This is a genomic window from Trinickia sp. LjRoot230, from assembly GCF_964253315.1.
Classification (GTDB): domain Bacteria; phylum Pseudomonadota; class Gammaproteobacteria; order Burkholderiales; family Burkholderiaceae; genus Trinickia.
Genome location: NZ_CAXUQX020000001.1, coordinates 2,960,372 through 2,982,408, shown reverse-complemented (window position 1 = coordinate 2,982,408; position 22,037 = coordinate 2,960,372). Strand labels below are relative to the sequence as shown.

Below are 22,037 nucleotides of genomic sequence, written 5' to 3'. Positions count from 1 at the left end.
CCGCGAAACGGGCTCGCTCGTGGCTTGGCAGCGCGCCCGGATGCGTCGCGCCGCGTATGGTAACTTAGGCGTGAGACGGACACGCGAACCGGATGAGTGAACAAACATGGCGACCGCTTTTTATTCACATCCCGATTGCCAACTGCACGAAATGGCGCCAGGCCATCCTGAATGTCCGGCGCGCCTGCAGGCAATCGAAGACCAACTGATCGCGAGCCGCATTGCGCCGCTCCTCCAACGCGAAACAGCGCCGCTTGCAGATATCGAGGACCTCGCGCGCGTACATACGCAATCACATATCGATTACCTGTATAGCCAGGCGCCGAGCGAGGGCTATGTGCGGATCGATCCCGATACGGCGATGAACCCCCACACATGGCAAGCGGCGCTGCGCGCCGCAGGTGCGGCTGTGGCGGCCACCGACGCCGTGCTCGAGGGCCGCTATGACAACGCGTTTTGCAGTGTGCGTCCGCCCGGGCACCACGCCGAGCCTGCACGTGCGATGGGTTTCTGCTTTTTTAATAATGTGGCCATCGCCACCCGTCATGCGCTCGAGGTGCATGGCCTGACGCGTGTCGCCATCATCGACTTCGATGTTCATCACGGCAACGGGACGGAAGCCGCTTTCGCGGGCGACGAGCGCGTGCTGATGTGCAGCTTCTTTCAACATCCGTTCTATCCGTTCAGCGGGGCCGATCATCCGGCGCCCAATATGGTCAATCTGCCGATGCCGGCGCGTACGAAGGGCGATGTCGTCAGGGAAGCGATCGATCTTGTCTGGCTGCCGCGTCTTGACGCATTCAAACCCGAGATGATCTTCGTGTCGGCGGGCTTCGACGCCCATCGCGAAGACGATCTCGGCAACATGGGGCTCGTCGAGGACGACTACGTGTGGATCACCGATCAAATCAAGCGCGTCGCGCAACGGCATGCGCGCGGGCGTATCGTCAGTAGTCTCGAAGGCGGCTATAACCTGTCGGCGCTCGGGCGCAGTGTCGTCGCGCATGTGCGCGCGCTGGCGGGGCTCTGATCCATAGCGCACACGCGTTGATCGATCGTAGGCGGAAATAGGAGGCACGAGTCATGAATCCAGACACTGGCGCATCGTCGGCTGCGACGAACGGCGGCGGCATCTTGCTCGTCGAGCACGATGCCTATGACATCCCGGGCGTTGTGCGCCTGACGCTGAATCGGCCCGACGCATTCAACGCGCTGTCGGAACAACTGATCGCGGAACTGCATGCGGCGCTTCGCACCGTGGCGGAGTCGGATGCGCGCGTCGTCGTGCTCGCCGCAGCGGGGCGTGCTTTTTGCGCAGGGCACGATCTGAAGGAAATGCGCCAGACGCCCACGCTCGACTACTATCAGGCGCTGTTTGCGCGCTGTTCCGCACTGATGCTGACCATCGCGCGCATGCCCCAACCAGTTATTGCGCGCGTGCAAGGCATGGCAACGGCGGCAGGGTGCCAACTCGTGGCGATGTGCGATCTGGCGGTGGCGGCCGATATCGCCCACTTCGCGGTCTCGGGTATCAACATCGGCCTTTTTTGTGCGACGCCGGCGGTTCCGCTCTCTCGCAACATCGGGCGCAAGGCCGCGTTCGAGATGCTGATGACCGGGGACTTCATCGATGCGGCCCAGGCGCGCGAGCAAGGCCTGATCAACCGCATGGCGCCGGTCGATGCACTCGACGCGGAAGTGGCCGCGCTCGCGGCGAGCATTTGCGCGAAACCGGCGGCCGCCGTGCGTGCAGGCAAAGCGCTCTTTTACCGCCAACTCGAGACGGACATCGAGGCCGCTTATCAACTGGCCGGGCAGACGATGGCCTGCAACGCAATGGACGACGCGACGCTCGAGGGCATGCAGGCATTCCTGGACAAGCGCAAGCCGAACTGGAACGGCTAGCCCGTGCGCATGTAGCCATGCATGCGCGCTCTCGTCATGAACGTTTGACGATCCATTCGATCAACATGCCGATGACGCCCTCTCGCCCGAAGTCGTTCAGCGTCTCGTGATAGCTGCCCTCGTAGATCGTGAGCGTCCGATCGGGCACGCCGACGTGCTCGGCGAAAGCGCGGCTTCCGTCGGGCTCGGTGAGCTTGTCCTCGCTGCCGTGAAAGACGAGCACCGGTAGCGTCAGCGAAGCTCGTCCCGCTTCGATCCGTGCCATCGCTGCAAGCAGCGCTGCGCCTGTGCGGGCGGGCACGTATCCGTGGTGCACGAGCGGGTCAAGCCGATTGGCCGCGACGACGGCCGGGTCACGGGCCAGCAATGCCGCGTCGATTTTCATGGCTGGATAACGCGGCCACACGCGGCTGACGATGCGGCTCGCGGCGATCATCCAACGCGGCACGTGATGGCCGGGCATCAGCGCCGGGCTCGAAAGGATGAGGCCAGCGACGGACTGGCCCGGATGCGCCAACCGCTCACGTTGCTCGATCGCGAATAGTGCAGCGAGCGCGCCGCCCATACTGTGGCCCATCAGAAAAAGCGGTCGGTCGGCGTGCTCGCTTGCATTGAGCAGCGCTTGCACGTCGAGCAGGTAATCATCGATGCGCTCGACCCAGGCGCGTGGCCCTGGCGAAAGGCCATGGCCGCGCAAATCGAGCGCAACGAGTTCGATGCCGGCGGCATTCAGGGCCTCGCCAAGCGGTGCATAGCGGCCGGCGTGCTCGGCGAGCCCATGCACGAGCGCCACGGTTGCAAGCGGGGCGCTGCGCTGGGCGACGCTCGCCCAGCGATAGCAAGCAAGCTCGAGTCCGTCGGCCGTGCGCACGGCCTCGCGCACCGGTGATGCGCGATACGCGGCCTGCCCATCCATTGTTTCGCTCGTTTCGTTGGTGATCATAAAATCGAAGGAAGGCCGGGTCGGGTGCGTCATGGTAGCGCCGCGCCGACCAACCGGTGCGTACCCCGCCGAGGTGCGCCGCTCTAATGCCCTTCCGTTATTACCTCGCGACGATTAATTATTAAAGCTTATTTGTGCGACGCGATAAAATGGCCAGCTTATTTTCAAGCGAGCGTCCTCTGTGCTGCGGCCACATGGTGCCCGGCCGCTCGCATCGTTTCTTTTCATGATCGAACTACGCAACGTTTCACAGCGCTTTGCCGGCCCGCATGGCTGGGTGGATGCGCTTCACGACATCGACTTGACGATTGCCGCGGGCGAGATTTTCGGCATCATCGGGCGCAGCGGCGCGGGCAAAAGTACGCTCGTGCGCACGATCAACCTGTTGGCGCGGCCCACTGCGGGTGAGGTCGTCGTGGCCGGGCGCACGCTGACCGGTTTGTCGCCGGGACCGCTGCGCGAAGCACGCCGCGAGATCGGCATGATCTTTCAGCACTTCAATTTGCTCAGCTCGCGCACGGTCTTCGGCAATATCGCGCTGCCGCTCGAATTGGCCGGCATCAAGCGCCAGGCGATCGAGGCAGCCGTGATGCCGCTCATCGAGCTTGTCGGGCTGAGTGCGCAACGCGATCGTTACCCCGCGCAGATCAGCGGCGGACAAAAACAACGGGTCGGCATTGCCCGCGCACTTGCCAGTCGGCCCAAAGTGCTGCTTTCCGATGAAGCGACCTCAGCGCTGGACCCGGAGACGACGCGCTCGATTCTCGATCTGCTCAAGCAGATCAATCGCGAACTCGGGCTCACGATTGTGCTGATTACGCATCAGATGGAAGTCATCAAGCAAGTGTGCGATCGCGTGGCGGTGCTCGATGCGGGGCGTATCGTCGAAGCAGGGGGCGTCATCGATGTCTTCCTTCGGCCGCGGCATGACGTCACGCGTGCGCTGCTGGGCGACGTCATCGCGCACGAGTTGCCCGGCGCCGTCAAGGCGCGCGTGGCGAAGCATCTGGAGACCGGCGCCGGGCAATTGTTGCGGCTGGCATTCGCCGGGGGCAGTGTCGATCGGCCCGTGCTGTCGGAGGCCATTCGACGCTATGCGCTCGATGTGAACATCTTGCACGGTCAGATCGACGAGATTCAAGGCCGCGCTTTCGGCTCGCTGGCCGTATTGGCCGACGGCGAACCGCAGCAACTCGACGCCGCGCTCGCGTTCTTGCGCGAACAAGGCGTGATCGTGGAGGCGCTCTCGCATGTTTGACGAAATGATCCCGATGTTTGTTGCGTCGTTCTGGGAGACGCTCGTGATGGTCGTCATCTCGGGCGTACTCGGCGCGCTGGCCGGCTTGCCGCTCGGCATCTTGCTGTTTCTGACGGACCGCGGCGGTGTACTCGAAAACGTTGCAGCCAATCGCGCGATGGGCTTGACGGTGAACGCGGTGCGCTCGACGCCGTTCATCATTTTGCTCGTGGCCGTCATTCCGTTCACGCGCCTGATCGTGGGCACTTCGATCGGCACGGGGGCCGCCGTCGTGCCGTTGACGATCGCGGCAGCGCCTTTCATCGCGCGCCTGGTCGAGACGGCGTTGCGCGAAGTCGACCGCGGCTTGATCGAAACCGCCGAGGCGCTCGGTGCAACGACGCGTCAGATCGTATTCAAGATATTGCTGCCCGAGGCGCTGCCCGGCATCGTGGCGGGGCTCACGATCACCTTCGTCTCGCTCGTTGGCTACTCGGCGATGGCCGGCGCCATCGGCGGCGGCGGGCTCGGCGACCTCGGCATTCGGTATGGCTATCAGCGGTTTTTGCCCGAGGTGATGCTCGTGGTCGTCGCCATCCTTATCGTCTTCGTGCAGATCGTGCAGTCGTTCGGCGATTGGCTGGTGCGGCGGCTCAGCCATCGCTGAGCGCCAACGGTTAGAGGCGTTGATCGAGACGCCGGGCTTGGCACTCGGCGCTCATCTCATTAAAATAAAACGATCGTTCGTTATCTAAAGCGTGCGGTCGACCCGGCCCTATGCGGGCGCCTTCCGGGAACCCTTTCCAGGGCCCTTATAATGTCCGCTGGGTTGACGTATTCGTAACTTTGGAGCGTGTGCATGAAAATTCTGGTGCCAGTCAAGCGTGTGGTTGACTACAACGTGAAGGTCCGGGTCAAGTCGGACGGCACGGGCGTCGACATTGCGAATGTGAAGATGTCGATGAATCCGTTCGACGAAATCGCCGTGGAAGAAGCGGTGCGTTTGCGCGAAGCGGGCGTGGCCACCGAGGTCGTGGCGGTGTCGGCGGGCGTGGCGCAGGCCCAGGAAACGCTGCGCACGGCGTTGGCAATCGGTGCGGACCGGGCGATTTTGATCGAATCCAACGAGGAATTGCAGCCGTTGGCGGTGGCCAAGCTGCTCAAGGCGCTCGTCGACAAAGAGCAGCCGCAGCTCGTGATCCTCGGCAAGCAGGCCATCGACGACGATTCGAATCAGACGGGCCAGATGCTGGCCGCGCTGGCGAACCTGCCGCAAGCGACGTTCGCATCGAAAGTCGTGGTGGCCGACGGCCATGCGACGGTCTCGCGCGAAGTCGACGGCGGCGCGGAAACACTCACGCTGACGCTGCCGGCCGTGGTGACGACGGATCTGCGGCTCAACGAGCCGCGCTACGTGACGTTGCCGAACATCATGAAGGCGAAGAAAAAGCCGCTCGAAACGCTGACGCCCGACGCGCTCGGCGTGGACGTGACGCCGCGATTGAAGACCTTGAGGGTCGAAGAGCCGCCCAAGCGCAGTGCCGGCGTGAAGGTGCCGGATGTGAAATCGCTGGTAGAGAAGCTGAAGTCCGAAGCCAAGGTGCTGTGAGGGGAGCGAGACAATGACGATTCTGGTAATTGCCGAACACGACAACGCGACCATCAAGGGCGCGACTTTGAACACGGTGGCCGCTGCGCAGAAGATCGGCGGCGACATCCATCTGCTGGTGGCCGGTCACGACGCGCAGGGCGCCGCCGCTGCCGCCGCCAAGATCGCAGGCGTGACGAAAGTGCTGTTGGCTGATGCGCCGCAACTGGCCGCGGGCCTCGCGGAGAACGTCGAGGCCACCGCGCTGAACATCGCCAAGGACTACTCGCATATCGTGTTGCCGGCCACAGCTTATGGCAAGAATGTGGCGCCGCGCATTGCGGCCAAGCTCGATGTTGCGCAGGTCAGCGAAATTACCGCGGTGGTGTCGGCCGATACATTCGAGCGGCCGATCTACGCGGGCAATGCTATTGCAACGGTGCAATCGAACGATCCGATCAAGGTGATCACGGTACGGGCGACCGGCTTCGACGCCGTCGCCGCCGAGGGCGGTAATGCGCCGATCGAGCAGATCGAGGCAGCGGCCGATCGCGGCATTTCGCAGTTCGTGAGCCGCGAGGTGACCAAGCTCGACCGTCCTGAGCTGACGAGCGCGCAGGTGATCGTGTCGGGCGGGCGCGGACTGGGCAGCGGCGAGAACTATCAGAGCGTGCTCGTGCCGCTCGCGGACAAGCTCGGTGCGGCACTCGGCGCGTCGCGCGCGGCGGTCGATGCGGGCTACGTGCCGAACGACTACCAGGTCGGGCAAACGGGCAAGATCGTCGCGCCGCAACTGTATGTGGCGGTTGGCATTTCGGGTGCGATTCAGCACTTGGCCGGCATGAAAGATTCGAAAGTTATCGTGGCGATCAACAAGGACCCGGAAGCACCGATCTTCAGCGTGGCCGATTATGGCCTCGTCGGTGATCTGTTCACGCTCGTGCCCGAACTGGTTGCGGCACTGGACTAAGCTGAAGTCTGAAAAGAACCGCGGAAACGACGAACCGACGAATCAACGAAGCGCCGCTCGAAAAGGCGCCTGACCGTACACGGAGGGGCGCGACGCGCCCCTTTTTCACATCTCGGAGGAGAATACGATGAGCTATACCGCGCCGATCAAGGACATGCTGTTCGTGATGCAGGAACTGGCCGGTCTCGATCAGATCGCTACCTTGCCGGGCTGCGAAGACGCGACAGCCGACACAGCTCGTGCCGTGCTCGATGAGTCCGCGAAGCTTTGCGAGGATGTGCTCGCGCCGCTGAATGTCGAGGGCGATCGTCATCCGAGCGAGTTCAAGGACGGTACCGTCACGGCCACGCCAGGGTTCAAGGAGGCGTTCCGCCAGTTTTCGGAAGGCGGTTGGCAGGGTGTGCAGCACCCCGTCGAGTACGACGGTCAGGGTTTGCCCAAGCTAATCGCAACGCCTTGCGTCGAGATGCTGAACGCGTCGAATCTTTCGTTCGCGCTGTGCCCGCTTTTGACGGACGGCGCCATCGAAGCGCTGTTGACTGCCGGCACCGACGCGCAAAAGCAGCGCTTCGTCCCCAAGCTGCTATCGGGCGAATGGACTGGTACGATGAATTTGACCGAGCCGCAGGCCGGCTCCGATCTGGCGCTCGTGCGCACGCGCGCCGAGCCGCAGCAAGACGGCACCTATCGCATTTTCGGCACCAAGATTTTTATCACCTGGGGCGAGCACGATATGGCCACGAATATCGTCCATCTCGTTCTTGCCCGGCTGCCCGATGCACCGGAAGGCGTGAAAGGCATCTCGCTTTTCATCGTGCCGAAGTATCTAGTAGGGGAGGACGGTTCGCTTGGTGCGCGCAACGACGTGCAGTGCGTATCGATCGAACACAAGCTCGGCATCAAAGCCAGTCCGACGACCGTGCTGCAATTCGGCGATCACGGCGGCGCGATCGGCGATTTGGTCGGGCAAGCGAATCGCGGCCTCGAATATATGTTCATCATGATGAACGCTGCGCGCTTCGCGGTCGGCATGCAAGGGGTGGCGATCGCGGACCGTGCCTATCAGAAAGCGCTCGCCTACGCGAAGGAACGCGTGCAGAGCCGGCCCGTGGACGGCTCCGCCAAACAAGCAGTCTCGATCATTCATCATCCCGACGTGCGTCGCATGCTGGCCACGATGCGCGCGCTGACCGAAGGGGCACGGGCGCTGGCCTATGTAGCAGCCGCCGAGAGCGATATCGCACATCGTCACGCCGATGCCGACGCGCGTCGCGAACATCAAGCCATCTACGAATTTCTCGTGCCGATCGTGAAAGGATGGAGCACCGAGCGTTCGATCGACGTCGCGAGCCTCGGTGTGCAGGTGCACGGCGGTATGGGCTTCATCGAGGAAACGGGCGCCGCGCAGTACTATCGCGACGCGCGCATTCTGACGATCTACGAAGGCACGACCGCCATTCAAGCCAACGACCTTGTTGGCCGCAAGACGTTGCGCGATGGTGGCGCTGTGGCCAGGCAATTGATCGCTCGGATCGACGAGACAATCAAAGCGCTTGCGACACGCGACGGCGCGGCATTCGCGTCGATGCGCGAACAACTCGGGGCAGGGCGGCGCGCGTTTGCGGCTGCTGTCGATTTCATGCTCGCCAATGCGAAGCGCGACCCGAACGCCGTGTTCGCGGGCAGCGTGCCGTATCTCGAATTGGCCGGCGTGGTGCTCAGCGGTTGGCAGATGGCGCGCGCGATGCTCGTGGCGGCGCGTGACGAAGCAACCGACCCGTCATTTTTCGGCGCGAAGATCGCGACGGCGCGTTTTTTCGCGGAGCATATCTTGCCGCGAGCCGGTGCGCTCGAAGTGGCCATTGTCAGCAACAAAGGCGACGAAGGCGTGCTTGCGCTGTCGGAAGATCAATTCTGAAAAAATACGGATGCAAGATGCAAACGGCGCCCGGGTGGGGCGCCGTCTGTGCCACGCACGGCTCTTGGGGTAGCGTGAGCCGCGTTACGCGTAAGCGGGGCGCGGCGAGTTGGAGATCTCGCCGAGATAGCGGTGTACGGAAAGGTCGTCTGCCTGGATCGCGGGCCGGCGACCGGAGATCAGATCGGCAAGCAATTGACCCGAGCCGCACGACATGGTCCAGCCCAACGTGCCATGGCCCGTGTTGAGGAAGAGGTTGGCAACGGGCGTCCGGCCGACGACCGGCGTGCCGTCCGGCGTCATCGGGCGCAGGCCCGTCCAAAACGTTGATTTGGCGGTATCGCCCCCACCGGGGAACAGATCGTTGACGCACATTTCGAGCGTTTCGCGGCGTGCGTCGCGCAGCGTCCGGTCGAAGCCGACGATCTCGGCCATGCCGCCCACGCGAATGCGGTCGTCAAACCGTGTGATCGCGATCTTGTAGGTTTCGTCGAGCACGGTAGACACCGGTGCCGCTGCGGCATCGACGATCGGTGCCGTGATCGAATAACCCTTCAATGGATACACCGGAATCTTGACGATGTCCGCCACGAACTTCGTGGACTCCGCACCGAGCGCCACGACGAAGGCATCGGCGCGCAGCGTTTGCCCGCCACTGCGCACGCCGACAATCCGGCTACCGGTCGTCTCGAGTGCGTCGACCGGCGTGCCGTAGCGGAACGTCACGCCGAGCGTTTCGGCCAGTGCTGCAAGGCGCGTCGTGAACAGTTGGCAGTCGCCCGTTTCGTCCCCGGGCAGCCGCAGGCCGCCCGTCAGCTTGTGCGATACGGCGGCGAGCGCCGGCTCTGCGCGTGCAAGTTCGGCTGAACTGAGCAACTCGTAAGCGACGTTCGCTTCCTTGAGTACCGCGATGTCCTTTTGCGCGCCGTCCAGTTGCTGTTGGGTGCGAAACACTTGCAGCGTGCCGCCCGTGCGGCCTTCGTATTGGATTCCCGTCTCGGCGCGCAGCGCTTGCAGGCAATCCCGGCTGTACTCGGCCAGCCGCACCATGCGGCCCTTGTTGACGGCATAACGCTCGGCAGTGCAGTTTTGCAGCATCTGCCACATCCAGCTCAGCTGGAACCGCGTGCCATCAAGACGGATGGCAAGGGGTGCGTGCCTTTGGAACATCCATTTGACGGCCTTGAGCGGCACGCCCGGCGCAGCCCACGGCGCCGCATAGCCGGGCGAAATCTGCCCGGCATTGCCAAAGCTGGTTTCGAGCGCGGGCCCTGCGGCGCGGTCGACCACGGTGACTTCATGGCCCGCGCGCGCAAGATAATAGGCGCTCGTGACGCCCACTACGCCGCTACCCAGCACGATAACTCGCATACCCGCTCCCGAAACCGATTCACCTAGTGTTGAACGCTATACTATTGCTACAAAAGCAGTTTTTGTTTCTGTAGTTTTTTGATTTTTGGTGAAAACAATGAGAACGCAGCGTCAGCCGATCCGCAAGCTCGACAAGCTCGACCTCCATATCCTGAAAGTCCTGCAGGAAGACGGCCGCATCGCGATGAAGGACCTCGCCGAACGCGTCGGCCTGACGGTGACGCCTTGTATCGAGCGCGTGAAGCGCATGGAGCGCGACGGCGTCATCACCGGTTATTACGCGCGCGTCGATCCCACACAGCTTGGCGCGGCGCTGCTCGTGTTCGTCGAGATCACGCTCGATCACAAAAGCGGCAACATGTTCGATCAGTTTCGCCGCGAGGTGCAGAAGATTCCGGAAGTGCTCGAATGCCATCTGGTCTCCGGCGAATTCGACTATCTGATCAAAGCGCGCATCGGTGAAATGGCCGACTACCGGAAACTGCTCGGCGATATCCTGCTGCAACTGCCCGGCGCCGTGCAGTCGAAAAGCTACGTCGTGATGGAGGAAATCAAGGAGACGCTGGCGATTCCGGTTGGCGAGTAGGCCGACGGTCTTTAGTCCTTAGCCTTCGGCCTACTCGTCGCCGCTTACGCGGGCTGCGGCGCTTCGTCGAGGAATCCTGTGACGGATGTGAAGCGCCCGGATTCGTCGACCACGGCGAAGTCGGAGCCTTTCACGATCACGGTGCCGTCCGGTGCGCTCAGATGCCACGAAAATCGCAGGTAGGAGCCGAAGCTGTCGATCGCCGTGCTGCGCCGAAAGACATGATTCGGAAAGCGCTCGTGCACGGCGGCGATCATCGCGTCGATGCCATCGTGGCCGTTGCCCGCGAGCAGCGGGTCCTGATAGGCGGCGTCTTCTACGTACGTCGCGGCGATCAAGCGGCGGCGTGCTGCCGCGTCCGTTTCGTTCCAGGCGGCGAAGTAGCGTTCGACGAGATCGGTGTAAGTGCTCATGGCTGCTGGCTCCTGACAAGGAAGGTGGAAGAAGTCGATATGCGGCTCGACTGGTGAGCCGGCGATCGGCGGGCGGCTGCGGCTGCGGTACAGCGCGTTTTGCCTGGAACGAAGCATCGTCGAAGGCCGGATGCGCGTCGATTACGTGAGAGGTAATGGAAACGCGTCGTCGATTCGCTATGATCGCCGGCATGGACACGACGCTTACTACCTCAGCCCCCCGAAGCCCGGCCGCGCCGGCCGCGCCGGCCGCGCCAACCACCAGCCGCACGGTCGGCGAGATGCTGCGCGAATGGCGCCAGCGCCGCCGGTTGAGCCAGTTGCTGCTCGCCAACGAGGCGCAAATCTCCACGCGGCATCTGAGCTTCGTCGAATCAGGCCGCGCGCTGCCGAGCCGCGAGATGGTCATGCATCTGGCCGAGCGGCTCGACGTGCCGCTGCGCTCGCGTAACGCGCTGCTCGTCGCGGCCGGCTACGCTCCGCTTTATCGGGAACGGCCGCTGGCTGATCCGCAACTCGCCGCCGCGCGCGAAGCGGTCGAACTCGTGCTGCGCGCGCACGAGCCTTATCCGGCGTTGGCGATTGATCGGCACTGGACGATGATTGCCGCCAACGGCGCGGTGGCGCCGCTTCTCGCGCGCGTGGCGCCGAGCCTGCTTGCAGCGCCCGTCAACGTGTTGCGGTTGTCGCTGCATCCGCAAGGGTTGGCGCCGCAGATCGTGAATTGGGCAGCGTGGCGCGCGCATATTTTGCAACGCGTCGAACGGCAGGCACAGACGAGCGGCGATGGCGTATTGGCTGCGCTCGCCGAGGAACTCGCCGCTTATCCGGCGCCGTCGGCGGAGCCATCCGCAAAGCGGCATGGCGCGAATGAGGCAAGCGACGCGCTCGTGCACACCACCGATATCGTCGTGCCGTTGATACTGCGTACAGAGTGGGGCGTGCTCTCGTTTTTTAGCACGACGACGGTGTTCGGCACGCCCGTGGATATCACGCTTTCGGAGCTCGCGATCGAGGCGTTCTTTCCTGCCGATGCCGAAACGGCCGACGCGCTGCGCGCGCATGCCAGCGAACGCGCGGCGCAATAAATCGTTAGGACTGCGTATTAACTGTTGCGCTCACGCAAAGCGCGCACTGCCTTTTCGTCTTCGCTTTTGCTGTGCTTAAGGTTCCGCTCGACCTGATTGAAAATGTTCGCGAGCGTCATCTCCGGCCCCACCGCGGTCCGCCCGAAATTCATGCGAACGCCGACGAGGTCCTTATTTTGCGGATTGACAAGTCCGCCCAGGCCGTACTTGTCGGCGTACGCTTTGGTCCGTTTGTTAGCGCGCCCCATGGCGGATTCGACCAGCAATTCGTTATGCGGCGCGATGATCAGGTAGCCCACTTTGTCGCCCTCGATGCGCATCGGAACCACGGCCCCGCCTGTCGCCAGCAATTCCTCGACGGCCATCGACGTCATGTTGCGGTAGTGCACGTTCGCACGATCGGCGATGTTGTCCATCGCTGCGTTCAACGGGCCGAGGTTGACGAGTTCCCCGACGACAAAAAACACGGGTTGGCCCGTATTCAGTGCATACGCTTGCCCATGGCGTACCAAGTCGGATTTGGCTCGATCCACGCGGCCCTCGAAGTGGCCCGTGACATAGTCGCGCGCGGCGCGCCAGGCAAGCTCCTCGATGGCCTCGCGCGATAAATTATGTCTTGCGGCCCGTAGCGTGAAGTTGATTTTGGCCACAGCATCCGGATCGGGGAACGCCGTGATGTCGTGTGCCTTGAAAAACGCGCTGGCGCGTTGCAACGGGAAACGCACTTCCTCGTCGAGCGCGTCTTCCGCGTCGAGGCCCATCGCGTCGAGGGCAGCGAGTTCTTGCTCCGATACGCCGAGATCAGCGTCGCGGGCGGCCGGATCGTGTTGCGTTTTTTTCTTCTTGCTGGCGTTCATGCGCAGATCGGCAAGCGTGAAAACCTGCCATAGCGTGAGCTGTTTGAGCACTGGTGCGGAGCCCAGATGCATGCCGACGCCCTTTCGGCCGTCGCCTTTGCGATGCGGGATTTCGGCGAGGTCTTGCTGCTTGGCATACGCGTGGATGCGTTGTCGGGCGCGTTGCAGTGCCGCTTGTAATTGCTGAGCGTCGAAGCGTCCGGTCACCGTCATGCCGCCCTCGTCGCCGCCCGTTCTCATTGGAATGACTTGTGCGCCCAGGGCCGCCAGTTCTTGCGCGAGGATATTTGCGAAAACACGGTAATGAACGTTGGCTTTCTCGGTGCCGCAGGCGTTGTTGAGTCCGCCGAGGTTCGATACGTCCCACGAGATATAGAACACGTTGTCGCCGGTGCGGTCGGCGTGTTCTTGACCACGCGCGACAACCTCGCCTTTCATTCGGTCGAGGCGGGCATCGAAGGACCGCGTGACATGGTCGCGCGGCGCGAGCGGCGAGAGGTCGATGATTGCCGCCTCGGGCAGGTCAAAAGGTGCTGCACGCGCCGCGAATTTCCTGCGCTCGGCGGCGTCCGGGTCTTCGATGCCACTGCGCGGCGTCGCTCCCTTTCCGTAAAGGGTGGGAGAGGGCGGCTGTTCGACCGGGACCGCGCGCCAGTGAGTCTCGTACTGTTGATTCAGGTGCCGCGTGACAAGCGGACTCTGGATGGTCGGTAGCCCCGCAAGCAACGTGGATGCGGTTGGCGCGGCCTGCGACAAGTAGCTTTTGTCACGGCCGACGTTTGTCGGATCTGCATCTTTGCTGTTCGCCTGTTCCGCTTGCGATTCGCGCTGAACCTTGCCTACACCCATGATAGATGTCCCGAAGACCTCGCGCGCCAAATCGCCGGTGACCCTAAGCGGGCGTCGTGCTGTGGCTAAGCGAATAAAAAATGCGAAAAGCATAGCGTTCGGACTGCGCGGATTGCTCCGGCCACCCGAAAAAACTACGAATATTCCGAAGTGATGCACATTTTTTTGCGTTGAATCATCTCAAAACGCAATGGCGGACGTTAATGCGAAGTTCCGATGGATCGGCCGTTCGCGTCACGCACACGCATGCGCATTACCCCGACTTCCGTCATCGGCATCGGCGTGGACATCGGCATTAGCTCACGCCGCCATTCAAGCTCGAAAAGCCTGCGCCGCGAAGCACCAGTTCGATGATGAGCGGCGAGGGCTGCCAGAAGAGCGGGTCCTCCGCTTCGAACCGGCGCAGGTCGGCCAGGATCTGCTCGAGGCCCACCGTATCGGCATAGTGCATCGGGCCGCCGCGATAGCGCGGGAAACCGTAGCCGTGTACGAGCGCGACATCGACATCGAGCGGGCGCAGCGCGATGCGCTCGCGCACTACATTGGCCGCTTCGTTGATGATCGCGGCCAGAAGACGCCGCACGATCTCGTCGTCGCTAAAGTGGCGCGGCACAATCCCGTGGCGCTCGCGCTCCGCATCGATGATCGACTCCACTTCCGGGTCAGGGCTGCCCACGCGAGCGCCGTCGGCATAGCGGTAAAAGCCGCGTCCCGTCTTTTGCCCGAACCAGCCGCGCTCGCACAGGCGATCGGCGATCTCGACATAGCGCGCGCGCGGGTCGCGCGTCGGCGCTCGGCGCTTGCGCGCGGCCCAGCCGATGTCGCCGCCCGCCAGATCGACGACCTGATAAGGGCCCATCGGGTAGCCGAAATCGCGCATCGCGCGATCGATTTGATAAGGCGATGCGCCGTCTTCCATCAAATAGTCGGCCGCCGTGCGATAGACGGCGAGCAGCCGGTTGCCGATGAACCCGTCGCACACGCCCGCGCGCACCGGCACTTTGCCGAGCCGCTTGGCGAACTCGAATGCGGTCGCGACGACGTCCGGTGCGACGCGTGCCGGGACGACGATTTCGAGCAGCTTCATCACGTGGGCCGGCGAAAAGAAGTGCAGGCCGATCACATCCGATACCCGCGCAGTGCTTGCCGCGATTTCATCGATATCGAGGTAGGACGTGTTGGTGGCGAGTACGGCGCCGGGCTTGGCAACGCGATCCAGTTCGGCGAAGACGGCCTTTTTCACCGCCATATCCTCGAACACGGCCTCGATGACGAGCTCGGCTTGCGAGAGCGCCGCGTAATCGGTACCGCCCGTGAAGCGCGCGAGCGCGGCATCTTTGTGTTGCCCGTTCAGGCGGCCTTTGGCGACGAGCCCTTCGTAGACGCGTTCGATATGACCACGTCCACGCGCGAGCGCCGCTTCGTCGCGCTCGATCATGACGACTGGCAAGCCGGCCTGGAGGATCGCAACGGCGATGCCGGCCCCCATGGTGCCGCCGCCCACCACGCCGACGGAGTTGATCGGGCGGACCTTTGCCGCCTGCGTCTCAGGCGCCTTGGCGGCTTCGCGTTCTGCGAAAAACGCATGGACGAGCCCGCTGCGTTGGGGGCTGTCGAGACATTCGAGGAACGATTTGCGCTCGAAGGCGAGCCCTTCCTCGAAGGGCAGATCCAGTGCGGCTTGGACCGCGTCCACGATCTTTAACGGCGAAAAGAGGCCGCGCGAGCGAGCCGCCGTTTGCTCGCGTGCGGCCTCGACGGCGCGGCGAGCGGCGCTTGCGTCCGCAACGAGCGCGCGCGCGGCGCGCGTGGGGCGGGTGCCGGCGCGGGCGGCAAGCAGTTCGCGCGTATAGGCGAGCCCCTCGCCGAGGACGTCGTCGCTATGGCCCAGGCGGTCGACGAGTCCCAATGCAAGCGCCTCTTGCGCACCGACATGGCGGCCGGAGAGCATCAGGTCGAGCGCCGCGGCGGCGCCGATCAGACGCGGCGCGCGTTGCGTGCCGCCGGCGCCGGGCATCAGGCCCAGTTTCACTTCTGGCAGCCCGAGCTTGGCGAGCGCGACGGCAATGCGGTAGTGCGCGGCAAGCGCGATCTCGAGGCCGCCGCCGAGCGCGGCGCCGTGGATCGCCGCGACGACCGGTTTAGCGCAGGCCTCGATGCGGTTGCACACGGCCGGTAAAGAAGGCGGCGCGGGCGGCTTGCCGAACTCGCGAAGGTCTGCGCCTGCGATGAAATTGCGGCCCGCGCCGACAATCAGCACGGCCGCGACAGCCGCGTTTTCCTCAGCCGAATCGATCGCCGCGGTGAGCTCGCGGCGCACGTCGACGTTGAGAGCGTTCACAGGCGGGTGATCAATCGCGAGCACGAGAATGTTGCCGGCAAGGCTTGAGGTCACGACGGGCGTTGCGTTCATAAGCGGGGCTCGCAGAGGTTCGGCGCGTTGGCTCAGTACGTGATTGTCGAGCGGATAAGCAAAATTGACAATGGAAGGCAACATTGACAGACTGTCAAAATACATTTGACGAGCTTTGCTTTCGATCGATGTCTCTAGACCCCAATTCGCTGTCGCTGCTCGTCGATATTCTCGATGCCGGCAATTTGAGCGAAGCTGCGCGCAGGCTCAAGATGACGCGCGCCAACATGAGCTATCACCTGAATCAATTGGAGCGCACGCTCGGGCTGCAACTGGTGCGGCGCACGACGCGGCGCCTCGAGGCCACGGAGGCGGGGCTGCGGCTCGCTGAGCACGGGCGCGCCATTCGCAACGCACTGCGCGCGGCACAGGAATCGATGGAAACGCTCGGGCGGACCTTGCAAGGACGCGTGCGGCTGTCGGTGCCGAGCGGCTATGGGCAACTTGTGATGGCCGAATGGCTCATCGCGTTCAAGCGGCTGCATCCCGGCATCGTGCTCGATGTCATGTTCGAAAACCGCGTCGAAGATTTGCTGCGCGATGAAGTGGATATTGCTGTGCGTGTGATGTCCGAGCCGCCCCAGAATCTCATCGCACGCGATATGGGCGCCGTGCGCTATGTGGCGTGCGCATCGGCGCAGTACGCGCAAGCACATGGGCTGCCGACCACGCTCGACGCATTGGCTGCGACGCCGCTCGTGACAGCTGCGGTGGTGGGGCGACAATTGCGCGTCGCGGCATATCTCGACAACGAGCGTCAGGAGGTGCTGCTCGAGCCGACGATCGTTTCGGAGAATTTTCTGTTTCTGCGCCAAGCCGTGTTGGCGAGCCTCGGCGTCGGCATCGTGCCCGACTATGTGGTGCAAGCAGATATTCGGCGAGGTGAGGTAGTCACGACGCTCGATGCCTGGCGCTTGAGCATATTTGGCACGCGCATGTACCTGCTTTATATGCCCGATCGCCATCAAACACGTGCGGCCGCTGTGTTCATCGAGTTCGTTCTCGCGCAAGCGGCGAACGCGAACGCGAACGCGAACGAGAACGAGAACGAGAAAGTGAGGCGGTCCCGCTGAACATGCCGGGGCCGCGCTCGAAGAGCGAGCCGGCTCTACCTCAGCCGCCTCGCGAGTCTGCGAAGCCTAGTGAGGAGGATTGCTTTTTTTAACTTGCTCTTTGACGTCGCCGTAGCTCTTGCGGATCTCACCGGCGCCTTGCTGCAGATCGCCCTTCGCTTCGCGGGCGGGATTGTTGGTGGCCTTGCCGACGGCTTCGTTGACCTTGCCCTTGACCTTTTCCGCAGTACCCTTCACTTGATCCTTGTTCATGCGACCCTCCTTTGGATTCGCCGCACGTGCGGCAACAAGGATCCCGCAACATTCGTACCCGGCCGCCCCGGAGCGGGCGCCAGCCTTCAGGACGGACTCGAATCAAGCCGCGCAGCGCCCGCACGGGTGTGCGCAGGCGTCGGTGCGGCGAACAGCGGCGCAAGCACGGGGCTCATCGATTTGAGCAGTTGCACGGCCATCGCACTCGTGTAGGCGTAGCGCGCGGCGTAGGGCTCGTGCGCATAGGCCGTCAACGTGCCGAAAAAGCGATTGTCGATGACGAAGACGAACGTCGCGGTCCGATTGACCTTGCGCGATTCGATGAGCCGCGCGCCGGGAGCGTACACCTCGAAGCGCTGATCGCCGGTGCCCGTCTTGCCGTACACGTCGAGCGCACGGCCATTGGGCAGCGGCAGGCCGCTCGCGAGCCGCGCGCCCGTGCCCCCTTGTACGACATCATGCAAGAGCCGATGCACGACATCGACGATCTCGGGCGAGACGGCCGCATCGTTGCCGGCCGGCACATGGGCGAACTCGGTCTCGTAAGGTGTGCCCGCGGCGAACCTCAGCGAAGTGAGGCTGTGAGGCGGCAGCATCCTGCCATCGTTCGCGATCATGCCGATCAACTGCGCAAGCGCGTCGGGACGGTCGCCCGATGCGCCAACGGCTGCGGCATAGGAGGGCGTCACCGCGTCGAACGGATAGCCGAGCGCACGCCATGCCTTCGTGATTCGGACGTACGCCTCGAGCTCGACCATGTGCCGAATGCGCCGATCCTGCGCGCCGCGGCGCCGTGTTTTGAAAAGCCATGCGTACGACGTGAGCCGCGCATCCTTGCTCGCCGTTTTGAGTTCGCTCTCCGATGCCTTTGGATGCGCGCGCAAGTAGTTCAGCATCCACAACTCGACGGGATGGACGCGCGCGATATAGCCGCGATCATTCAAATTGAATTTGTCCGGCCCGTACTTCGTGTAAAGCGTGTCGAGCGCGTCATCGGAAAGCTTCGCGTTCACTGTGCCCTTCAACGCCGCACGCATGCGCGTGTCGAACCAACTGCGCGGTGCGTCGGGTGCGACGCTGCGAAGCGCAGTGGCGAGCTTGGGCGGCGTCTTGCTGCGCATGCTGCTGATCAACGTATCGAGTGCGGGCTCCGCGGTTTTGCCCTGGTATTTCGTATAGAAACGATGCAGGTAGACAAGGCTCTCCTGATCGGCGAAGCGCGTCAGATAGCGTTCGCGCAATTGTGGATCGTCGAGCCAATGCTGCGATGGGCCGGCCGCCTCGACCATCTCGTAGCGGACGATATCGCGCATGATCCGCACGAATACCAGGTTGACCGAATGCTGGAAGGCGTCGTGAACGGTGAGGATGCGGCCGTTATCCGACTTGTCGAAATTCGTGAAGGATTGCATGCCGCCGCCGGTCGAGAACAGTTCGCCCGGGCTTGCCGAATACTTGCGCGCGACGGCCGCATCGAGCATCGCGGGCAATGAGCGCTCGCTCGTGTGCGAGAGATAGTCGATGGCCCAACGCGTGAGCGCGTCGCTGGGATCGGGCACCACGCGTTTGAGTTCGGCGTTCGACATCGTGCCGTAGCGTGCATGCAGCGCCGACACGATCTGCAAGTAGGTGATCACTGTGCGCAGCTTGGCCGTGGAGCCGAGATTCAGACGGGCGCCGCGGTTGATATCGAATGGCTGATTCACGCTGTCGGTCTGCACGCGTACAAGATTCTGGCCGTCGCGGCGCTCGAACAGTGTGAAGCTGAATGCGATCTTCGACGGATCGTCGCCGGGGCGCAGCATTTCGAACCCGTATAGGCCCGCGGCTTTGGCGCCTTCGATGGTGCTCGCGCGCGCCAGGCGGTCACTGACGTCGGCTTGCACGGCCTTGTTCAATGTCGAGCGGGCGGTCAGGTCGAGGCGGTCGAGGTCATACACGTTCGAGACGCCGAGTGCGCTCATCAACTGTGCGCGCAGCGAGGTAACGGCTTTGCGCGCGACGTACGACGTGGCGGACGGCGGCGGTGCCGCGCGGTGCAGCTCCAACTGCTGCGCAAGCGCGGCATCGCGCAGCTTCGGCGAAATCACGCCGTTTGCCGCGATGACCCGCAAATAGCTGTCGGTCAGCCGCTCGAGCGCAGCGGGATGGCGCACGAGGAAATATGAAGGCGCACGCTGGGCGATCAACAGCGATAACGCCTGCTTGAGGGTCAGCGCTTCATCTGCGAGCGGGTCGGCATCGGCATCGGAATTGGCATCGGCGCGGCGCATGCTCGCTTGTGTGAGAAGCCGGTTCACGTCGGCGAAATCGCGGCCGTACCACGCAGCGAGACCGTCGCCGAGGCCTTCGATCTCTCCTGCGCCCGGCTGTGCGGCGAGTGGCACGGTGTTCAAGTAATGGACGACGACAGCCCGGCGCGCGGCCATCGTTTCTTCGCCGCCGAGGTAGGCGCGCACGGACGCCGACGCGACCTGACGCAGCTTTTCGGGTGGCGTGGCGGTGCGTCCGCCCGGCGAATGACGGAATTTTTCGATCTGTGTGGCGAGTGTGCTGCCGCCTGGTGTCGCCTGATGTCGGTTGACGAGCCGCAGCGCCTGGTCGGAGATCGCCCGCGACAGCCGGCCCCAGTCAACGGCGGGGTTGCGATAGGGCTCGCTTGGATCGAGCAGGTAGCGATCCTCGATGAACGTGAGCGCGCTGACGATGACAGGCGGAATCGAGTCGAAATCGCCATAGGCGAGGGCGGGGTATCGCGCGCTGAATAGCGGCTGGCCGTTCATATCGAACAGCTGCAGGCCGCCTTGGTCTTTTTCGGCGTAGGGCAGGAAAAGGCCGCGATCGGCGATCGAGATCATCGTCGATGAGTCGCGCGCCTGTTGCGTCACGGTGTAGCCACGCGCGGCGAGCCGCTTTTCGAAGTCAGGCAGGCGTGCATAGCCGAGGCGGATGTCGTAAGGGCCGCCCTGGGTCGGAAAGCGGATGCTGTCGCTGGCGCCTGGTGAGACGGAAAAAGAAACGTTGCGATCGAGCCGCGTCAGATAGCGTGCCTGCAGGCGCGAACTCTGCATTTCCAGCGACACGAAATAAGCGAGGACGCCCACCAAGGCCGCCGCTGCCAGCCCGAAAAACCACTTCCATCGCGCGCCCGGTGACAATGTGGCGATGGCGCGGAGCGGCATTCGGGCGAGCGGACGATTCATTTTGGCTCCTCATTCATTCTTAGGTGCCGCGCGTGACGGAGCCTCAAACGCCGCCACTGGGTACTCCTACGGTGTTCGGCCACAATCTGCGCCGGTTGCCGTCGAACACTGCACTAGTAGTTTAATCATGCGGGATGTTCTGCGCACCAGGTGTTGCATTCCGCACGAATCGCCAAGCTGGGCGCGATGTCTTGCAATTAGTAGGAATTAAGTGTTATGCAAACAGGATGCTCGCGCGGGGCGCGCGGCTGCCGTCTGACAAATTCGACGAACGAACTGCCTTTTTAATATTATCGGCACGGTTTGATGAAATCCTTACCGCGCTCTTTTTCAAAGAGTTGAAACCGATTCTTCCGGTAATTCTCGAACGTGGCAGCCGGCAATTCAGGATTAATACCGACCTGTCTGATCTCATACATCGCGCGCACGGTGGAGTAGCATACGGCCGCAGTCCGGTGCGTTTTTTTCACCGCGATAATCAACGTCGAAATAAAGAGCCTTTGGCGCGTTACCTCATTCGAGAGCCATGTCTGTGGTTTGCAGGCGTGGTGAGGCCGCGCCGGGATGTCGATACTTCGGTCGCTTTGTGCGGCCGTTTTATATCGCATACCGTTCGCGCGCCAGCGCGACGACATGGAGGCATAAATGACTAGTTGGGCCGAAGCATTGTTCGATGAATTGAGCGATGCGCATTCCGATCATGAAGTGTTTGGCAAGATCGAAGCGGCAGCGTCAAGCCTGGGCTTCGAGTATTGCGCTTACGGTTTGCGTGCGCCGTGGCCACTATCGAAACCGAAAACCCGCCTCGTCAACAATTATCCCGCGTGGTGGCAAAAGCGCTACGAAGAGGCGGGCTATATCGAAATCGATCCGACCATACGACATACGCGGCGCTCGCAATTGCCGGTTATCTGGAGCGATTCGTTTTTTGCCGACGTGCCGCAGCTGTGGCAAGAGGCGCGCGCCGCGGGCTTGCGCGTGGGCTGGACGCAATCGGCGTTCGACAGTTGCGGGGTGGGCGGCATGCTGACGCTCGCGCGCTCGAGCGAGCCGTTGAGCCCGGCCGAACTCGCGCACAAGGAAACGCGCATGCGTTGGCTCGTCAATACCGCGCACCTTGCGCTCAAGCGTGTGCTGATGCCGACGCTGATGGACGACCCCGTGCGTGGGCTGACCGAGCGCGAGGTCGAGGTGCTCAGGTGGGCGGCCGATGGCAAGACGTCCGGCGAGATATCGAAAATTCTCGTGATCTCGGTCGACACCGTCAATTTCCACGTCAAGAACGCGGTGACGAAGCTCAAGAGCGCCAACAAGACCGAGGCGGCCGTGCGCGCAGCCATGTTGGGGCTGCTGCACTAGCCGGGTTCGTCG

18 protein-coding genes are annotated in these 22,037 nt (G+C 63.1%); 11 read left to right on the top strand and 7 right to left on the bottom strand.

Going from position 1 to position 22,037, the window contains the following annotated elements; translation table 11 throughout:
* Positions 1-106: 106 nt before the first annotated feature.
* Both ACSQ20_RS13530 and ACSQ20_RS13525 read left to right on the top strand, forming a co-directional pair.
* On the top strand, positions 107-1,030 hold the full coding sequence (locus ACSQ20_RS13530; RefSeq protein ID WP_436020731.1) for a histone deacetylase family protein: 924 nt from the start codon (positions 107-109) through the stop codon (positions 1,028-1,030).
* A gap of 53 nt (positions 1,031-1,083) precedes the next feature.
* Complete coding sequence (locus tag ACSQ20_RS13525; protein ID WP_436020729.1) at positions 1,084-1,905, top strand: enoyl-CoA hydratase; 822 nt, start codon at positions 1,084-1,086, stop codon at positions 1,903-1,905.
* Between the two features lie 34 nt (positions 1,906-1,939).
* Here ACSQ20_RS13525 and ACSQ20_RS13520 read toward each other — a convergent pair whose 3' ends face one another.
* The gene (locus ACSQ20_RS13520; RefSeq protein ID WP_436023095.1) at positions 1,940-2,821 is read right to left on the bottom strand and encodes a lysophospholipase; all 882 of its coding nucleotides are present in this window, start codon (positions 2,819-2,821) and stop codon (positions 1,940-1,942) included.
* A 253-nt stretch (positions 2,822-3,074) separates the two neighbouring features.
* On the opposite strand from ACSQ20_RS13520, the gene ACSQ20_RS13515 reads away from it, so the two are divergent.
* The 5 genes from ACSQ20_RS13515 (at position 3,075) to ACSQ20_RS13495 (ending at position 8,561) form a co-directional block, all read left to right on the top strand.
* The gene (locus tag ACSQ20_RS13515; RefSeq protein ID WP_436020727.1) at positions 3,075-4,106 is read left to right on the top strand and encodes a methionine ABC transporter ATP-binding protein; all 1,032 of its coding nucleotides are present in this window, start codon (positions 3,075-3,077) and stop codon (positions 4,104-4,106) included.
* Positions 4,099-4,752 (top strand): methionine ABC transporter permease, encoded by a 654-nt coding sequence (locus tag ACSQ20_RS13510; protein ID WP_436020725.1) that lies wholly within the window; start codon positions 4,099-4,101, stop codon positions 4,750-4,752. The genes ACSQ20_RS13515 and ACSQ20_RS13510 overlap by 8 nt, the downstream gene beginning before the upstream one ends.
* A gap of 192 nt (positions 4,753-4,944) precedes the next feature.
* Positions 4,945-5,694: an electron transfer flavoprotein subunit beta/FixA family protein gene (locus ACSQ20_RS13505; RefSeq protein WP_436020723.1), complete on the top strand. Its 750-nt coding sequence runs from the start codon at positions 4,945-4,947 to the stop codon at positions 5,692-5,694.
* A gap of 13 nt (positions 5,695-5,707) precedes the next feature.
* Positions 5,708-6,643 (top strand): electron transfer flavoprotein subunit alpha/FixB family protein, encoded by a 936-nt coding sequence (locus ACSQ20_RS13500; protein WP_436020721.1) that lies wholly within the window; start codon positions 5,708-5,710, stop codon positions 6,641-6,643.
* A gap of 127 nt (positions 6,644-6,770) precedes the next feature.
* Positions 6,771-8,561 carry an acyl-CoA dehydrogenase gene (locus tag ACSQ20_RS13495; RefSeq protein ID WP_436020719.1) on the top strand — a complete coding sequence of 597 codons (1,791 nt, stop codon included), beginning with the start codon at positions 6,771-6,773 and terminating at the stop codon, positions 8,559-8,561.
* Positions 8,562-8,645: 84 nt separating this feature from the next.
* Here the strand turns inward: ACSQ20_RS13495 and ACSQ20_RS13490 are convergent, their stop codons facing one another.
* Positions 8,646-9,932, bottom strand: a complete 1,287-nt coding sequence (locus ACSQ20_RS13490) for a D-amino acid dehydrogenase (RefSeq protein WP_436020717.1) — start codon at positions 9,930-9,932, stop codon at positions 8,646-8,648.
* A 97-nt stretch (positions 9,933-10,029) separates the two neighbouring features.
* Between ACSQ20_RS13490 and ACSQ20_RS13485 the strand changes: the two genes are divergently transcribed.
* Positions 10,030-10,518, top strand: a complete 489-nt coding sequence (locus ACSQ20_RS13485) for an Lrp/AsnC ligand binding domain-containing protein (RefSeq protein WP_436020715.1) — start codon at positions 10,030-10,032, stop codon at positions 10,516-10,518.
* A 44-nt stretch (positions 10,519-10,562) separates the two neighbouring features.
* Here ACSQ20_RS13485 and ACSQ20_RS13480 read toward each other — a convergent pair whose 3' ends face one another.
* Positions 10,563-10,931, bottom strand: coding sequence for a nuclear transport factor 2 family protein (locus ACSQ20_RS13480; RefSeq protein WP_436020713.1), 369 nt, complete (start codon positions 10,929-10,931; stop codon positions 10,563-10,565).
* A gap of 191 nt (positions 10,932-11,122) precedes the next feature.
* On the opposite strand from ACSQ20_RS13480, the gene ACSQ20_RS13475 reads away from it, so the two are divergent.
* Positions 11,123-12,019 (top strand): helix-turn-helix domain-containing protein, encoded by an 897-nt coding sequence (locus ACSQ20_RS13475; RefSeq protein ID WP_436020711.1) that lies wholly within the window; start codon positions 11,123-11,125, stop codon positions 12,017-12,019.
* 17 nt (positions 12,020-12,036) lie between these two features.
* On the opposite strand, the gene ACSQ20_RS13470 is transcribed toward ACSQ20_RS13475, so the two are convergent.
* Together ACSQ20_RS13470 and ACSQ20_RS13465 are read right to left on the bottom strand one after the other, a co-directional pair.
* On the bottom strand, positions 12,037-13,725 hold the full coding sequence (locus ACSQ20_RS13470; RefSeq protein ID WP_436020709.1) for a hypothetical protein: 1,689 nt from the start codon (positions 13,723-13,725) through the stop codon (positions 12,037-12,039).
* A 295-nt stretch (positions 13,726-14,020) separates the two neighbouring features.
* Positions 14,021-16,138 (bottom strand): 3-hydroxyacyl-CoA dehydrogenase NAD-binding domain-containing protein, encoded by a 2,118-nt coding sequence (locus ACSQ20_RS13465; protein ID WP_436020707.1) that lies wholly within the window; start codon positions 16,136-16,138, stop codon positions 14,021-14,023.
* Between the two features lie 128 nt (positions 16,139-16,266).
* On the opposite strand from ACSQ20_RS13465, the gene ACSQ20_RS13460 reads away from it, so the two are divergent.
* Positions 16,267-17,211 carry a LysR family transcriptional regulator gene (locus tag ACSQ20_RS13460; protein WP_436020705.1) on the top strand — a complete coding sequence of 315 codons (945 nt, stop codon included), beginning with the start codon at positions 16,267-16,269 and terminating at the stop codon, positions 17,209-17,211.
* 66 nt (positions 17,212-17,277) lie between these two features.
* On the opposite strand, the gene ACSQ20_RS13455 is transcribed toward ACSQ20_RS13460, so the two are convergent.
* Both ACSQ20_RS13455 and ACSQ20_RS13450 read right to left on the bottom strand, forming a co-directional pair.
* Positions 17,278-17,463 (bottom strand): CsbD family protein, encoded by a 186-nt coding sequence (locus ACSQ20_RS13455; RefSeq protein ID WP_436020703.1) that lies wholly within the window; start codon positions 17,461-17,463, stop codon positions 17,278-17,280.
* A gap of 86 nt (positions 17,464-17,549) precedes the next feature.
* Positions 17,550-20,666: a transglycosylase domain-containing protein gene (locus tag ACSQ20_RS13450; RefSeq protein WP_436020701.1), complete on the bottom strand. Its 3,117-nt coding sequence runs from the start codon at positions 20,664-20,666 to the stop codon at positions 17,550-17,552.
* Between the two features lie 645 nt (positions 20,667-21,311).
* Here ACSQ20_RS13450 and ACSQ20_RS13445 point away from each other — a divergent pair.
* Positions 21,312-22,025, top strand: a complete 714-nt coding sequence (locus ACSQ20_RS13445) for an autoinducer binding domain-containing protein (RefSeq protein WP_436020699.1) — start codon at positions 21,312-21,314, stop codon at positions 22,023-22,025.
* Positions 22,026-22,037 lie beyond the last annotated feature (12 nt).

Bases quoted from the DNA above. Each gene is read 5' to 3' on its own strand.
- ACSQ20_RS13510 (WP_436020725.1), top strand. From the start codon at position 4,099: ATGTTTGACGAAATGATCCCGATGTTTGTTGCGTCGTTCTGGGAGACG.
- ACSQ20_RS13465 (WP_436020707.1), bottom strand. From the start codon at position 16,138: ATGAACGCAACGCCCGTCGTGACCTCAAGCCTTGCCGGCAACATTCTC.
- ACSQ20_RS13495 (WP_436020719.1), top strand. From the start codon at position 6,771: ATGAGCTATACCGCGCCGATCAAGGACATGCTGTTCGTGATGCAGGAA.
- ACSQ20_RS13490 (WP_436020717.1), bottom strand. From the start codon at position 9,932: ATGCGAGTTATCGTGCTGGGTAGCGGCGTAGTGGGCGTCACGAGCGCC.
- ACSQ20_RS13445 (WP_436020699.1), top strand. From the start codon at position 21,312: ATGACTAGTTGGGCCGAAGCATTGTTCGATGAATTGAGCGATGCGCAT.
- ACSQ20_RS13515 (WP_436020727.1), top strand. From the start codon at position 3,075: ATGATCGAACTACGCAACGTTTCACAGCGCTTTGCCGGCCCGCATGGC.
- ACSQ20_RS13450 (WP_436020701.1), bottom strand. From the start codon at position 20,666: ATGAATCGTCCGCTCGCCCGAATGCCGCTCCGCGCCATCGCCACATTG.
- ACSQ20_RS13470 (WP_436020709.1), bottom strand. From the start codon at position 13,725: ATGGGTGTAGGCAAGGTTCAGCGCGAATCGCAAGCGGAACAGGCGAAC.
- ACSQ20_RS13500 (WP_436020721.1), top strand. From the start codon at position 5,708: ATGACGATTCTGGTAATTGCCGAACACGACAACGCGACCATCAAGGGC.
- ACSQ20_RS13475 (WP_436020711.1), top strand. From the start codon at position 11,123: ATGGACACGACGCTTACTACCTCAGCCCCCCGAAGCCCGGCCGCGCCG.
- ACSQ20_RS13520 (WP_436023095.1), bottom strand. From the start codon at position 2,821: ATGGATGGGCAGGCCGCGTATCGCGCATCACCGGTGCGCGAGGCCGTG.
- ACSQ20_RS13460 (WP_436020705.1), top strand. From the start codon at position 16,267: ATGTCTCTAGACCCCAATTCGCTGTCGCTGCTCGTCGATATTCTCGAT.
- ACSQ20_RS13485 (WP_436020715.1), top strand. From the start codon at position 10,030: ATGAGAACGCAGCGTCAGCCGATCCGCAAGCTCGACAAGCTCGACCTC.
- ACSQ20_RS13455 (WP_436020703.1), bottom strand. From the start codon at position 17,463: ATGAACAAGGATCAAGTGAAGGGTACTGCGGAAAAGGTCAAGGGCAAG.
- ACSQ20_RS13525 (WP_436020729.1), top strand. From the start codon at position 1,084: ATGAATCCAGACACTGGCGCATCGTCGGCTGCGACGAACGGCGGCGGC.
- ACSQ20_RS13505 (WP_436020723.1), top strand. From the start codon at position 4,945: ATGAAAATTCTGGTGCCAGTCAAGCGTGTGGTTGACTACAACGTGAAG.
- ACSQ20_RS13530 (WP_436020731.1), top strand. From the start codon at position 107: ATGGCGACCGCTTTTTATTCACATCCCGATTGCCAACTGCACGAAATG.
- ACSQ20_RS13480 (WP_436020713.1), bottom strand. From the start codon at position 10,931: ATGAGCACTTACACCGATCTCGTCGAACGCTACTTCGCCGCCTGGAAC.